This is a genomic window from Duganella sp. FT27W, from assembly GCF_009295655.1.
GTDB classification, from domain to species: domain Bacteria; phylum Pseudomonadota; class Gammaproteobacteria; order Burkholderiales; family Burkholderiaceae_D; genus Rugamonas; species Rugamonas zoogloeoides.
In genome coordinates this window covers 562164-575505 of the sequence record NZ_WHIV01000002.1, presented here as the reverse complement: position 1 = coordinate 575505, position 13342 = coordinate 562164, and the positions used below count along the sequence as shown (strand labels likewise).

The 13342-nt window shown below is 61.4% G+C and carries 15 protein-coding genes; 13 read left to right on the top strand and 2 right to left on the bottom strand.

Annotated elements, in window-relative coordinates; all coding sequences use genetic code 11:
• Positions 1-2: 2 nt before the first annotated feature.
• The 6 genes from accD to F8197_RS08730 all read left to right on the top strand — a co-directional run bounded on the left by accD (position 3) and on the right by F8197_RS08730 (position 6777).
• Positions 3-875, top strand: a complete 873-nt coding sequence (gene accD, locus F8197_RS08755; protein WP_152881553.1) for an acetyl-CoA carboxylase, carboxyltransferase subunit beta — start codon at positions 3-5, stop codon at positions 873-875.
• An 89-nt stretch (positions 876-964) separates the two neighbouring features.
• Positions 965-2254 (top strand): bifunctional tetrahydrofolate synthase/dihydrofolate synthase, encoded by a 1290-nt coding sequence (gene folC, locus F8197_RS08750; RefSeq protein ID WP_056140347.1) that lies wholly within the window; start codon positions 965-967, stop codon positions 2252-2254.
• Positions 2255-2276: 22 nt separating this feature from the next.
• On the top strand, positions 2277-3419 hold the full coding sequence (locus F8197_RS08745; RefSeq protein ID WP_152881552.1) for an SPOR domain-containing protein: 1143 nt from the start codon (positions 2277-2279) through the stop codon (positions 3417-3419).
• Positions 3420-3447: 28 nt separating this feature from the next.
• Complete coding sequence (locus F8197_RS08740; protein WP_056140341.1) at positions 3448-3936, top strand: CvpA family protein; 489 nt, start codon at positions 3448-3450, stop codon at positions 3934-3936.
• Positions 3937-3999: 63 nt separating this feature from the next.
• A complete protein-coding gene (gene purF, locus F8197_RS08735; RefSeq protein WP_019922644.1) occupies positions 4000-5526 on the top strand; it encodes an amidophosphoribosyltransferase in 1527 nt (508 codons plus the stop codon).
• A 6-nt stretch (positions 5527-5532) separates the two neighbouring features.
• On the top strand, positions 5533-6777 hold the full coding sequence (locus tag F8197_RS08730; protein ID WP_152881550.1) for a cystathionine gamma-synthase family protein: 1245 nt from the start codon (positions 5533-5535) through the stop codon (positions 6775-6777).
• Positions 6778-6808: 31 nt separating this feature from the next.
• On the opposite strand, the gene lexA is transcribed toward F8197_RS08730, so the two are convergent.
• Positions 6809-7447: a transcriptional repressor LexA gene (gene lexA, locus F8197_RS08725; protein WP_056140332.1), complete on the bottom strand. Its 639-nt coding sequence runs from the start codon at positions 7445-7447 to the stop codon at positions 6809-6811.
• A 151-nt stretch (positions 7448-7598) separates the two neighbouring features.
• Positions 7599-8414, bottom strand: a complete 816-nt coding sequence (locus F8197_RS08720; protein WP_152881549.1) for a DUF5695 domain-containing protein — start codon at positions 8412-8414, stop codon at positions 7599-7601.
• 155 nt (positions 8415-8569) lie between these two features.
• On the opposite strand from F8197_RS08720, the gene rpsF reads away from it, so the two are divergent.
• From rpsF to F8197_RS08685, 7 genes are all read left to right on the top strand, one after another.
• Positions 8570-8959: a 30S ribosomal protein S6 gene (rpsF, locus tag F8197_RS08715; protein ID WP_019922641.1), complete on the top strand. Its 390-nt coding sequence runs from the start codon at positions 8570-8572 to the stop codon at positions 8957-8959.
• An 18-nt stretch (positions 8960-8977) separates the two neighbouring features.
• Positions 8978-9283 carry a primosomal replication protein N gene (priB, locus tag F8197_RS08710; RefSeq protein WP_056141885.1) on the top strand — a complete coding sequence of 102 codons (306 nt, stop codon included), beginning with the start codon at positions 8978-8980 and terminating at the stop codon, positions 9281-9283.
• Between the two features lie 15 nt (positions 9284-9298).
• A complete protein-coding gene (rpsR, locus tag F8197_RS08705) occupies positions 9299-9589 on the top strand; it encodes a 30S ribosomal protein S18 (protein ID WP_019922639.1) in 291 nt (96 codons plus the stop codon).
• Between the two features lie 34 nt (positions 9590-9623).
• Positions 9624-10076 carry a 50S ribosomal protein L9 gene (gene rplI / locus F8197_RS08700; protein WP_019922638.1) on the top strand — a complete coding sequence of 151 codons (453 nt, stop codon included), beginning with the start codon at positions 9624-9626 and terminating at the stop codon, positions 10074-10076.
• Between the two features lie 118 nt (positions 10077-10194).
• Positions 10195-11580 (top strand): replicative DNA helicase, encoded by a 1386-nt coding sequence (locus F8197_RS08695; RefSeq protein ID WP_019922637.1) that lies wholly within the window; start codon positions 10195-10197, stop codon positions 11578-11580.
• 93 nt (positions 11581-11673) lie between these two features.
• Positions 11674-12300, top strand: coding sequence for a DUF47 domain-containing protein (locus F8197_RS08690; RefSeq protein ID WP_019922636.1), 627 nt, complete (start codon positions 11674-11676; stop codon positions 12298-12300).
• Positions 12301-12323: 23 nt separating this feature from the next.
• Entirely contained in the window at positions 12324-13337 is a 1014-nt protein-coding gene (locus F8197_RS08685; protein WP_152881548.1) for an inorganic phosphate transporter, read from the top strand.
• Positions 13338-13342 lie beyond the last annotated feature (5 nt).

The window sequence follows — 13342 nt, the reverse complement described above, 5'->3', positions numbered from 1 at the left end:
TTATGAGTTGGTTAGAGAAACTGCTGCCCCCGCGTATCCAGCGCACCGACGTTGCCGCGCGCAAAACCATGCCCGAAGGGCTGTGGGTCAAATGCCCGTCGTGCGAATCGGTTTTGTACCGCACCGACCTGGAGTCGAACCTGCACGTTTGCCCCAAGTGCGACCACCACATGCGCATCCGCGCCCGCGAGCGGCTCGACAGCCTGCTCGACGCCGGTGGCCGTTACGAAATCGGCATGGACACGCTGCCGGTCGATACCCTGAAGTTCAAGGACAGCAAAAAATATCCTGACCGCCTCAAGCAGGCCATGGAAGCCACCGGCGAAACCGACGCCATGATCGTCATGGGCGGCGCCATCCTCAGCATGCCGGTTGTCGTGGCGTGCTTCGAGTTCGACTTCATGGGCGGTTCCATGGGCTCCGTAGTGGGCGAGCGCTTCGTGCGCGGCGCGCAAGCGGCGCTGGAACAGAAAGTGCCGTTCATCTGCATCACCGCCACCGGCGGCGCCCGCATGCAGGAAGGCCTGCTGTCGCTGATGCAAATGGCCAAGACTACCTCGATGCTGACCAAGCTGTCCGAGAAAAAACTGCCATTCATCAGCGTGCTGACCGACCCGACCATGGGCGGCGTGTCCGCCTCGTTCGCCTTCATGGGTGACGTGGTAATGGCCGAGCCGAAAGCGCTGATCGGCTTTGCCGGTCCGCGCGTGATCGAGAACACCGTGCGCGAGAAACTGCCGGAAGGCTTCCAGCGCTCCGAGTTCCTGGTCACCAAGGGTGCGATCGACATGATCGTCGACCGCCGCAAGATGCGCGAAGAAATCGCCCGCTTGCTGGCTCTCCTGCAAAATCAACCGGTAGAAGTAATAGCCTAAAGGGACCTCGCTACGGTTTGCGAGGTTCCCACCACGCGGCGCGCAATCGGATATGATCCTGCGCGCCGTTTCTTATTTCTGAGCCCCACATGTCCAATCTCCCCACCACCTTGCCTGCCTGGCTTGCGCTGCTCGAATCGCGCCATGCCGAAACCGTCATCAACATGGGCCTTGACCGCGTGCTTGCCGTCAAGCAGCGCCTGCAACTGGCATTTACCTGCCCGGTGATCATGGTGGCCGGCACCAACGGCAAGGGTTCCACCTGCGCCATGCTCGAATCGGTATTGCTGCGCGCCGGCTACAAGGTGGGCCTGTACATCAAGCCGCACTTCCTCGATTTTAACGAGCGCGCCCGCGTCAATGGCGAACTGGCCACTGATGAGGCGCTGGTCGAAGCGTTCAACGCGGTCGAGGCTGCACGCGGCGACACCACGCTCACGTACTTCGAATTCACCACCCTGGCCATCATGCGTCTGCTGGCCGGCGCTGGCATGGACGTGGTGATCCTGGAAGTGGGCCTCGGTGGCCGCCTCGATGCGGTCAACATCGTCGATGCCGATGTGTCGATAGTCACCAGCGTCGATATCGACCACACCGACTACCTGGGCGACACGCGCGAGGCGATCGGCTTCGAAAAGGCCGGCATCTTCCGCGCCGGCAAGGTAGCGATCTGCTCCGATCCGGTGCCGCCGCAAACACTGATCGACCATGCCGAGGCAATCGGCGCCGACCTGTGGCTGATGGGCCGCGACTTCAATTATTCGGGCGACAAGCAGCAGTGGAACTACGGCGGCCGCTCGCAGCGCCGCAATTCGCTGGCGTACCCGAGCCTGCGCGGCGCCAACCAGATTCTCAACGCCTGCGCCGCGCTGGCCGCGCTCGAGGCACTGCGCATCGAATTGCCGGTGGGCGCGCAGGAAGTGCGCACCGGCCTGGTGACGGTGGAACTGCCGGGCCGCTTCCAGGTGCTGCCGGGCCGTCCGACCGTGATCCTCGACGTGGCCCACAATCCGCACGCGGCCTCGGCGCTGAACCAGAACCTCGGCAACATGGGCTTTCACCCTTACACCTTCGCCGTATTCGGCTCCATGCAGGACAAGGATATCGATGGCGTGATCGCCGCCATGTCCGAGCATGTCGATCACTGGTGCCTGGCCACCTTGCCGTCGCCGCGCTCGGCCACGGCGTCGGAACTGGCGGCCAAGGTGCAACTGGTGCAGGAAGACAAGGCCGAACGGACCATCAATATCTTCGACGATCCGGCAGCAGCGTACGCAAATGCGGTCAGCCGGGCCGGGGAGAATGATAGAATTGTGGTCTTTGGATCTTTCCTCACCGTTGCCGGCGTCATGGCAGCGCGAAAATCCTCATTCCATTGAACACACAGGACTGAAATCACGCATGGGCTTGTTCTCGAAATTCGGCAAAAACAAGCAAGAATCCGCCCAGGACAGCGGCTATTACACCAGTGCCGATGACCAGGCCGCGCTCGAGCGTGCCCGGTCCAAGCGCGCTTCGTCCACCGATGGTCCGCGCCGACGCTCGCGCGACCGCGAAGCGGACGATCCAGTCTTGCCTGAAAAGAAACGCGCGCGCCGCCGCCTGGTCGGCGCCATCGCCCTGGCGCTGGCCGTGGCGGTCGGTTTGCCGATGCTGCTCGACTCCGAGCCCAAGCCGCTGGCGTCCGACATCGATATCAAAATTCCCTCGAAAGAACGTTCTGCCGGCGCCCCGGCCGTTGGCGGCGAGCGTCGCGCCGCCACCATTCCCGACAGCGATACGCTCGACAACAGCGAAGAAATTGTCGAGGACGCCAAGCCTGCTGCGGTAGCGGCCAAGCCGGGCGCCAAGCCCGAGACCGGCCTGTCGGCGCAAGCCCAGGCGCATTCCGACGAGCTGGACCGCTCGGTGGCCGCCAGTGAAGCGCGCGCCAAGGCCGAGGCCGACGCTCGCAACAAGCAGGAAGCCGACCGCCGCGCCGAGCAGGAGCGAAGGCGCGAAGCCGAGCGCAAGCTGGCCGACGCCAAGGCGGGAGCCAAGGCCGACGCCAAGGCGGAAGCCGACGCCAGGACCAAGGCACGCGAGGAAGCCGACGCCAGGACCAAGGCCCGCGAGGAAGCCAAAGCCAAGGCGGATGCCCGCGCCGAAGCCGACCGCAAGCTGGCCGAATCGCGTGCTGCCGACATCAAAGCCGCCGAAGCCAAAGCTGCCGCCAAGCCCGCCGCCGAGAGCAAACAGGCGCAGGATGCGCGCGCCCTGGCCATCCTGGAAGGCAAAACCGCCAAGCCCCCTGGTGCGTCCAACGTTGCAGCCGAATCCGGCCAGAAATTCGTACTGCAAGTGGCAGCCCTGAGCGACCAGGCCAAGGTCAGCGAACTGCGCGAGCGCCTCAAGCAGGCCGGCATCAATTCGTACACGCAAAAAGCGCCGTCGGGCGAGGTCACGCGCGTGCGCGTGGGGCCGTTCAGCAGCAAGGAAGAGGCGGAAAAAGTCCGCGCCAAGCTGCAAAGCATGGGCCTGGCTGGCCGCCTGGAAACCGTCTGACCTGTTTGCACCGTCCGGGACGTCTGTCGTGACCATCTTCGACTACCTGGTGATCTTCGTGCTGGCCGCGTCGGTCGTGATCAGCATGGTGCGCGGACTGGTCAAGGAAGTGCTGTCGCTGGTGGGCTGGATCGTGGCATTCGTGGTGGCCAACGCCTATGCGGCGCAACTGGCGGTCATGCTGCCCGAAGTTGTGCCCGGGGAAGTGCTGCGGCTGATCCTGGCGTTCATCGCCCTGTTCATCGGCGCGCGGATCCTGATGGGTTTGCTATCGATGGTGCTGGGCGCCTTGCTCGACGCCGGCGGCCTGAGCCTGTTCGACCGCCTGCTCGGCGCCGTGTTCGGCCTGGGCCGTGGCCTTGTAATCGTGCTGGCCGCCGTCATCTTGGGTGGGATGACGGCATTGCCGCAAGAAGAACTCTGGAAGAATGCGCTGCTCAGCCCGTACTGCGAGCTGGGGGCGCGCGTGGTCAAGGACTACCTTCCTGCTGCGATGGCGCAGCATGTGAATTTTTGAAGTTTAAATTTGTGAATTGAATCAACGTTTTTAAATCTGCAAGTCCAGTCCAGGAGCATCAACATGTGTGGCATCGTCGGCGTCGTCTCCCATCAACCTGTCAACCAACTGCTGTATGACGCACTGCTGCTGTTGCAGCATCGCGGCCAGGACGCGGCAGGTATCGCTACCAATCACAGCAGCATGTTCGCCATGCACAAGGCCAACGGCCTGGTGCGCGACGTGTTCCGTACCCGCAATATGCGTACGCTGCAAGGCAACTCGGGCATCGGCCACTGCCGTTACCCGACCGCCGGTTCGTCAAGCGAGGAAGAAGCGCAGCCGTTCTACGTCAACGCACCGTTCGGCATCACCCTGGCCCACAACGGCAACCTGACCAACTGGGAACAGCTCAAGGAAGAGATGTTCAAGAACGATCGCCGCCACATCAACACCGATTCCGATTCGGAAGTGTTGCTCAACGTGCTAGCACACGAAATCCAGAAGGCCACGGTCGATATCTCGATCGATGCCGAAACCATTTTCCAGGCGGTTACCGTGCTGATGCGCCGCGTGCGCGGCGGCTATGCTGCCGTGGCGCAAATCGCCGGCGTCGGTTTGCTGGCCTTCCGCGATCCGTACGGCATCCGTCCGCTGTGCCTGGGCATCAATGAAACCGAGCAGGGCAACGAATACCTGATCGCCTCCGAATCGGTGGCGCTCGAAGGCATGGGCTTCCGCTTCGTGCGCGACATCGCGCCCGGCGAAACAGTGTTCATCGACAACGACAAGCAACTGCACACGCGCCAGTGCGCCGACAATCCGTCGCTCAATCCGTGCGTGTTCGAATTCGTGTACCTGGCCCGTCCCGACTCCGTCATCGATGGCGCTTCGGTGTACAGCACCCGCCTGAAAATGGGCGAGTACCTGGCCAAGAAAATCGTGCGCGAAGGCCTGGCCGACGATATCGACGTCGTCATGCCGATTCCCGATTCGTCGCGTCCGGCAGCAATCCAGCTGGCGCTGGCACTGGGCAAGGAATACCGCGAAGGTTTCATTAAAAACCGCTACATCGGCCGTACCTTCATCATGCCAGGCCAGGCGGCACGCAAGAAATCCGTGCGCCAGAAGCTGAACGCGATTCCTGACGAGTTCAAGGACAAGGTTGTGCTGCTGGTCGATGACTCCATCGTGCGCGGCACCACCAGCCGCGAGATCGTGCAGATGGCACGCGACTCGGGTGCCAAGAAAGTGATCTTCGCATCAGCCGCGCCACCGGTGATCTACCCGAACGTTTACGGCATCGACATGCCTACCCGCGACGAGCTGATCGCCCACGGCCGCACGGTGGAAGAAGTGTGCCGCGAGATCACCGCCGACGCCCTGGTGTACCAGGACATCGATGCGCTCAAGCAAGCCATTTCCGACGTCAACCCGGCGCTGACCAGCTTTGAAGCGTCGTGCTTCGACGGCGTGTACATCACCGGCGACGTCAGCCGCGAGTACCTGGACAAGCTCGAAAACGAGCGCAACAACCCGACCAAGGCCGCCAAGCCGGAAGACGCGGGCCGTTCGCAGCTGAACCTGAACCTGGCCGCCGCCGAGGGCTGATCGTCCATGACAGACAAGAAAAACTACGGTTTCACCACCACCATCCTGCACAACGACCGCCAGAAGGGCATCGAGCACGGTTCGCTGCACAAGCCGATCCATACGTCGGTCGCGTTCGGTTATGCCGATGCGCGCCAGCTGGCCTCGGTATTCCAGGGCAAGGAGCCGGGCTTCCGGTACGGTCGCCAGGGCAACCCGACCATCGCCGCGCTGGAAGACAAGGTGAACAAGATGGAGCAGGGCGTGGGCACGATCTGCTTCGCTACCGGCATGGGCGCGATCGGCGCCGTGTTCCAGGCGCTGCTGCGCACCGGCGACCACGTGGTGTCGTCGTCGTTCTTGTTCGGTAACACCAACAGCCTGTGGCAAACCACCATGGCGCAGGGCGTGGGCGTGTCGTTTGTCGATGCCACCGATGTTGCCAATGTCGAGGCGGCGATCACCGACAACACCCGCGTGGTGTTTGTCGAAACCATCGCCAACCCGCGCACGCAGGTGGCGGACCTCAAGCGCATTGGTGAACTGTGCCAGGCGCGCGGCATCCTGTACGTGGTCGATAACACCATGACCACGCCGTATTTGTTCCGGCCGAAATCGGTCGGTGCCGGCCTGGTGGTCAATGCGCTGACCAAGTCGATCGGCGGCCACGGCAATGCACTCGGCGGCAGCCTGACCGACACCGGCGCGTACGACTGGACCCGGTTCCCCAACATCTACGAGAACTATAAAAAGGCGCAGCCGGTGCAATGGGGCCTGGCGCAAATCCGCGCCAAGGCGCTGCGCGACTTCGGCTCGTCCTTGGCGCCCGAGGCGGCGCACCACATTGCCGTCGGCGCCGAAACCCTGGCGCTGCGCATGGAACGCACCAGCAGCAACGCGCTGGCGCTGGCCACATTGCTGGAATCGGACGAGCGGGTGGCGGCGGTGTACTACCCGGGCCTGGCGTCGCATCCCCAGCATGGCATCAGCGCCGAGCTGTTCCGCAAGCACGGTTCGCTGCTGAGCTTTGAGCTGAAAGATGGCATCGATTGCTTCGACTTCCTCAATCGCCTCAAGCTGGCGATCCCGGCGTCGAACCTTGGTGACACGCGCACCCTGATCATCCCGGTGGCGCACACGATCTTCTTTGAAATGGGCGCCGAACGGCGTGCATCGATGGGGATTGCGGAGTCGCTGATACGGGTGTCGGTCGGCATCGAGGATGAGGACGACCTGCTGGAAGACTTCAGCTGCGCGCTGGAAGGTTGTTAAAACAATGGACCGCCGCGGCGGTCCATATTTTTTAGTGCCAGGTGCGCATCAGGCCTACTGCCAGGCCTTCCAGTGCAAACTCGTCCGCCTCGGGATCGACCTTGATGATCTTGAACTCCGGGTTTTCCGGCAGCAGTTCCACCAGCGACCCCGTCTTGCGATAGCGCTTGACCGTTACCTCGTTGCCGATACGCGCCACCACGATCTGGCCATTCTTGGCGCTGTCGATTTTTTTCACGGCCAGCAAATCGCCATCCATGATGCCGGCGTCGCGCATCGATTCGCCGCGCACCTTGAGCAGGTAGTCGGGCTTGGCCGAGAACATGGCCGGATCGACGTTGTAGCTCGCTTCCAGGTTTTCCTGCGCCAGAATCGGCGAACCGGCAGCCACGCGGCCGATCAGCGGCAGCGACATCATCAGCGCGGCAGGCATTTTGGACGTCGAGGGTTCGGCATGCACACCGAGCAGGCGGATGCCGCGCGAGGTGCCGGCAGCGATTTCGATCGCGCCCTTGCGCGCCAGCGCCTGCAAATGTTCCTCGGCGGCGTTGGCCGACTTGAAGCCCAGTTCGTTGGCAATCTCGGCGCGCGTGGGCGGGAAGCCGGTGTTTTCGATGGCGTCCTTGATCAGATTGAGAATTTGTTCCTGGCGTGCGGTGAGCTTGATCATGGGCGTGGTCAGTAAAAAATGGGCTGTGTATATAGACAGTCTGTATTTTTGTACAGTATGACCGCCAATGCAAGGGAATTTCTTGCTTTGAGCGAAATAATGTGAAAAAAGTTGTTGCACAGGGGAGTTTGTCGCGCTCCCCTATGAGAAATCAGCGCGTTGCCCCTTGCGGCTGGATCACGAATCGCACGCCGATGTCACGTTTGGCGCCCGGTTTGAGGGTAAACCCGCTGGTGACCCAGCTGGCGTACTGTTCGCCCTGCAGTTGCCCGCTTGGCATGTCTTGCCAGCTATCGAGCCGGGTGCGGCCGTCCGGTTGCAGCCGCAGCGCCGGTGCCTGGCCGTTCGCGCGCGCCACTTCCACCGAGCCCAGCGCGCCCGGGCGCGGCTTGACGGTGCTGCTGCTGGCCTGCCGTTCCTCGGCAGTGGCGCCGAAACCATGCTGCTCGAACACAATCGGCATGCTGGCGGACACCACCTGCACCGGTTGCCGGCCCCGGTTGATCAGCGTAAAGCGCAGCACCAGCGTGCCGCGTTCGTTGAGCCAGCGCCGTTCCACCGCCAGCGGTGCGCTGGCGCCCATCTCGGCGCCCATGCTGGCGCTGATGTCGGCAGCGGCCAGCGCCCGGCCTGCGGGCAGTATGCGGATCGGCCGGCGCGCCTCGAACGAGGTGTAGGAGCGCTGCGCGCCATCGCCGGTGCGGACGGTCAGGGCCAAGTCGCCCAGGTGGCGGTAGCCATTGCCCTGGCGCGCATCTTCGCGCGGGCCGGGCACGAAATCGAAGCTGGGGTCGAGCACGGGCGTGAGGCGCGCCAGGGTCTGGGTGTCGGTGCGCAGCGCGAACAGCAGGGCAGGGGTGCTGTAGGCGCGGGTCTTGATGGGCGCCGCTTCGTGCGGTGCAGCAGCCAGACCGGGCGGAGAGAACAGCAGGGCGGGCAGCGCTGCAAGTGCAATCAGATGCTTCATGATCGTGTTCCCAGGACAAGAAAATCGCACTGTAGCACCGGCAACACCATGCTGGCGTTCCGCTGAAAAAGCTGCTATAGTCGCGGGCTTACCTCTTCCCACACCTGTCTTGACGCCAGGGTGGGCTATATTCACAAGTCCTTAAGGGAGTTTTCATGCGTCACTACGAAATCGTATTTATCGTCCACCCGGACCAGAGCGAGCAAGTGCCCGCGATGATCGAACGTTACAAAACCACTGTAACGACCCGCGGTGGCTCCGTGCACCGTGTTGAAGATTGGGGCCGTCGTCAGATGGCTTACTCGATCCAGAAACTGGCCAAAGCACACTACATCTGCCTGAACATCGAATGCGACAACGAGACCCTGGTCGAGCTGGAAACCGCATTCAAATTCAATGATGCCGTGCTGCGTCACCTGACCGTCAAGCTGAAGAAAGCGGAAACCGCTCCTTCGCCAATGATGAAGTCGGTACAACGTGAAGATGCTGCCAAATCGCATCGCACCGAAGCCCCAGCAGCTGCTCCAGCTCCTGCCGCAGCCTAATTGTTTCAAGGAACCGAGCTGAACCAGCTCCAGTTCACTGCCCTCATTGCCGAACGTGACGCCTTGCGTTACACCCCGGCAGGCATGCCGATCATCAATGCTGTACTCCAGCATCGGTCGCAGCAAATGGAGGCGGGAATCGCCCGGTTGAGCGAGTTTGAAATTTCTGCGGTTGCCGCAGGCGAGATTTCAGGCAAGTTCAACGCGGCGCCGCTGGGCGGGGTGTACCAGTTCACCGGTTTCCTGAACAAGAAGACGCGCAATAGCAAAAGCCTGGTGTTTCACATCATTGATTTTAGTGCTGTCACGGACAGCTCAATTTAAATACAGGAGCCTCACATGGCATTCGGTAAAAAGTTCGACAAAAACAAGCTCAAGCTTAAAGAAAAGCGTAAGCAACAAAACCCACTGTTCAAGCGCAAGAAGTTCTGCCGCTTCACCGCCGCTGGCGTTGAGCAAGTGGACTACAAAGACGTAGACACCCTGAAAGACTTCGTCCAGGAAAATGGCAAGATCATGCCAGCACGTCTGACCGGCACCAAGGCGCACTACCAGCGTCAAGTGGACACCGCGATCAAGCGCGCCCGTTATCTGGCCCTGCTGCCATACACCGATCTGCACCACGCTTAATTGCGTAGTTTAGACAAGCATCTGGAGAAGAACTATGCAAATCATTCTGTTGGAAAAAGTCGTTAACCTGGGCAACCTGGGTGAAGTCGTTAAAGTCAAAGACGGTTACGCACGTAACTTCCTGATCCCGCAAAAAATGGCTCGCCGCGCTACCGCTGCTGCCGTTGCGGAATTCGAAGTCAAGCGCGCTGAACTGGAAAAAGCTGCTGCCGCTAAACTGGCTGCTGCTCAAGCTCAAGGCGAGAAACTGAACGGCATGACCGTGACCGTTTCGCAAAAAGCTGGTGTTGACGGCCGTCTGTTCGGCTCGGTCACCAATTTCGACATCGCTGAAGCGCTGACCAAAGTTGGTTTCGCTGTCGAGAAATCGGCTGTGCGCCTGCCAACCGGTCCTCTGAAGACCACCGGCGAGTTCCCAGTGAGCGTTGCTCTGCACACCGACGTGATCGCTGAAGTGACCGTTGCTGTTGTGGGCGAAGCTGCCTAAGACTTGATCGGGCTTCGGCCTGTCAAGTAAGCAATACCATGAAAAAAAGCCGGGCTCGCCCGGCTTTTTTTCGCCCCGTTTTTTTTGTTGCACTGCCTAAGCAGGTATAATTCGCGCCATGAACGCCCCCTCCGATCCGCAAGTCGATTCGCTCCGCGTCCCGCCGCATTCCATCGAAGCAGAACAGTCCGTCATTGGCGGCCTGCTGCGCGATAACGCCGCGTTCGACCGTATCGCCGACATGATGAACCCGGACGATTTCTACCGTTACGATCATCGCATCATCTTCGAACAGATCGTCAAGATGATCAACGCGTCCAAGCCGGCCGACGTGATCACCGTGTTCGAAACGCTGACGCAACTGGGCAAGGCCGACGACGTCGGCGGCCTGATGTACCTGAACGCCATGGCGCAAAATACGCCATCGGCAGCGAACATCCGCCGCTATGCCGAGATCGTGCGCGATCGCTCGATCCTGCGCCAGCTGATCACCGTAGCCGACGAAATCTCGGGCCAGGCGTTCAGCCCGCAAGGCAAGGAAGTCAAGCAGATGCTCGACGAGGCCGAATCGAAGATTTTCGCCATTGCCGAGCAGGGCGCCCGTGGCGCCGCTGGCTGGCTCGCAGTGCAGCCGCTGCTCACGCAAGTGGTCGAGCGCATCGACGAACTGTATTCGCGCGACAACCAGTCCGAGATTACCGGCGTGCCGACCGGCTTTATCGACCTCGACCGTATGACGTCGGGCCTGCAGGGCGGCGACCTGGTGATCGTCGCCGGTCGTCCATCGATGGGTAAAACCGCGTTCTCGGTCAACATCGGCGAGAACGTCGCGATCGAAGCCGGCTTGCCGGTGGCAATCTTCTCGATGGAGATGGGCGGCGCCCAGCTGGCCATGCGTATGCTCGGTTCGGTTGGCCAGCTCGACCAGCACCGCCTGCGTACCGGCCGCCTCAACGACGAAGACTGGCCGCGCCTGACGCATGCAATCCAGAAGATGAACGACGCCCAGTTGTTCATCGACGAAACCCCGGCACTGAACCCGATCGAGATGCGCGCCCGCGCGCGCCGCCTGGCGCGCCAGTGCGGCAAGCTCGGCCTGATCATCGTCGATTACCTGCAACTGATGCAGGGTTCCAAGCAGGGCGACAACCGTACCGCTGAAATTTCCGAGATCTCGCGCTCGCTCAAGGGCCTGGCCAAGGAACTCGGCTGCCCGGTGATCGCGCTGTCGCAGCTGAACCGCTCGCTGGAACAACGCCCCAACAAACGCCCCATCATGTCCGACTTGCGCGAATCGGGCGCTATCGAGCAGGATGCGGACGTGATCATTTTCCTGTACCGCGACGAGGTCTACAACCCCGACTCGCCGGATAAAGGAACGGCCGAAATCATTATCGGTAAGCAGCGTAACGGGCCGATCGGCTCGGTACGGCTTACCTGGATCGGCCAATATACCAAGTTTGGCAATTACGTCGGTAACCTGGCGCTCTACCAGGGCGATTAAGCCCGGGAAGACCCAGAGCGACGCTTCTTTACGCCGACCCGTACCCCGGGCCGGCAACCTGTAGTAATGACGAATCATTGATCGGAGAAAGACATGTTTGGACGCTTGATGCCCACCGAGGGCAAATTTTTTGACCTGTTTAACCAACACGCCGACCTGTGCGTCAAGGGTGCAAAAGAAATGCTGGGCCTGATGTCCAACTTCGACGACCTGGAAAATCGCGTGCACGCGATCGAAAGCATCGAAAAGCAGGCCGACAAGATCACTTACCAGACCGTGGATCTGCTGCACAAAACCTTCATCACCCCGATCGACCGCGACGATATCCACAAGCTGATCACCCGCCAGGACGACATCCTCGACCTGCTGGAAGATGCTGCCCAGACCGTCTCGCTGTACGACCTGCACTCGGTCACCCCGGAAGCCCAGCGCCTGGCCGAACTGGTCCTGGCCTGCACCGAGAAAGTACAGGCTGCCGTGGCCCTGCTGCATAACATGGACAACTCGCGCGAGATCGTTGCCATCTGCGAAGAAATCGACCGCCTGGAATCGGACGCCGACCACGTGATGCGCGCCGCCATGTCCAAGCTGTTCCGCGACGAACCCGATGTGCGCAACCTGATCAAGATGAAGGCCATCTACGAGATCCTGGAAACTGTGACCGACCGTTGCGAAGATGTGGCCAACATCATCGAAGGCATCATCGTCGAAAACGCGTAAGCTCAACAGAAAAAGAACAACAGATGAATTCCATCCAAATCAGCATCTGGGTGCTGGGCATTTTGATCGCCCTGGCCCTCGTGTTTGACTTCATGAACGGCTTCCACGACGCCGCCAATGCGATCGCCACGGTGGTTTCCACCGGCGTGCTGAAACCGCAAACGGCCGTCGCCATGGCTGCCTTCTTCAACTTTGTCGCCATCTTCGTGTTCCACCAGCTGACGGTGGCGGCCACGGTGGGCAAGGGCACCATCGATCCCTCCGTGGTCGATCAATACGTGATCTTCGGCGCGCTGGTCGGCGCCATTATCTGGAATATCGTCACCTGGTACTACGGCATTCCGTCGTCGTCGTCGCACGCGCTGATCGGCGGCCTGGTGGGCGCGGCCGTGGCCAAGAGCGGCACCGGCGCACTGCTGTCGGCCGGCCTGATCAACATTGTCGTGTTCATCGTGCTGGCGCCCCTGATGGGCTTTATCTTCGGTTCGATCATGATGCTGATCGTGTCGTGGATTTTCGTGCGGTCCACGCCGCGCCGGGTCGATAAATGGTTCCGCCGCCTGCAACTGGTGTCCGCCGCGTCGTACAGCCTGGGCCACGGCGGCAACGATGCGCAAAAAACCATCGGCATCATCTGGATGCTCCTGATCGCTGCCGGCTACTCGCAGGCCGGCGATGCCGAGCCGCCGCTGTGGGTGATCATCTCGTGCTACACGGCGATCTCGTTCGGCACGCTGTTCGGCGGCTGGCGCATTGTCAAGACCATGGGCCAGAAGATCACCAAGCTCAAACCGGTGGGCGGCTTCTGCGCCGAAACCGGCGGCGCCATCACGCTGTTCGTGGCCACGGCACTGGGTGTGCCGGTCTCCACCACCCACACCATCACCGGCGCCATCGTCGGCGTGGGCGCTTCGCAGAAGATGTCTGCCGTGCGCTGGGGCGTGGCCGGCAACATCGTCTGGGCCTGGATCTTCACCATTCCGGCGTCGGCGTTCGTGGCGGCGATTGCCTGGTGGGCTGGACGTCACATTCTGTAAAACTA

Excerpts from the sequence above, each read along its gene's own strand:
- F8197_RS08695 (WP_019922637.1), top strand. The coding sequence starts at position 10,195 with ATGAACGCCCCCTCCGATCCGCAAGTCGATTCGCTCCGCGTCCCGCCG.
- F8197_RS08745 (WP_152881552.1), top strand. The coding sequence starts at position 2,277 with ATGGGCTTGTTCTCGAAATTCGGCAAAAACAAGCAAGAATCCGCCCAG.
- folC (WP_056140347.1), top strand. The coding sequence starts at position 965 with ATGTCCAATCTCCCCACCACCTTGCCTGCCTGGCTTGCGCTGCTCGAA.
- F8197_RS08720 (WP_152881549.1), bottom strand. The coding sequence starts at position 8,414 with ATGAAGCATCTGATTGCACTTGCAGCGCTGCCCGCCCTGCTGTTCTCT.
- F8197_RS08685 (WP_152881548.1), top strand. The coding sequence starts at position 12,324 with ATGAATTCCATCCAAATCAGCATCTGGGTGCTGGGCATTTTGATCGCC.
- rpsF (WP_019922641.1), top strand. The coding sequence starts at position 8,570 with ATGCGTCACTACGAAATCGTATTTATCGTCCACCCGGACCAGAGCGAG.
- accD (WP_152881553.1), top strand. The coding sequence starts at position 3 with ATGAGTTGGTTAGAGAAACTGCTGCCCCCGCGTATCCAGCGCACCGAC.
- rplI (WP_019922638.1), top strand. The coding sequence starts at position 9,624 with ATGCAAATCATTCTGTTGGAAAAAGTCGTTAACCTGGGCAACCTGGGT.
- F8197_RS08690 (WP_019922636.1), top strand. The coding sequence starts at position 11,674 with ATGTTTGGACGCTTGATGCCCACCGAGGGCAAATTTTTTGACCTGTTT.
- F8197_RS08730 (WP_152881550.1), top strand. The coding sequence starts at position 5,533 with ATGACAGACAAGAAAAACTACGGTTTCACCACCACCATCCTGCACAAC.
- lexA (WP_056140332.1), bottom strand. The coding sequence starts at position 7,447 with ATGATCAAGCTCACCGCACGCCAGGAACAAATTCTCAATCTGATCAAG.
- rpsR (WP_019922639.1), top strand. The coding sequence starts at position 9,299 with ATGGCATTCGGTAAAAAGTTCGACAAAAACAAGCTCAAGCTTAAAGAA.
- purF (WP_019922644.1), top strand. The coding sequence starts at position 4,000 with ATGTGTGGCATCGTCGGCGTCGTCTCCCATCAACCTGTCAACCAACTG.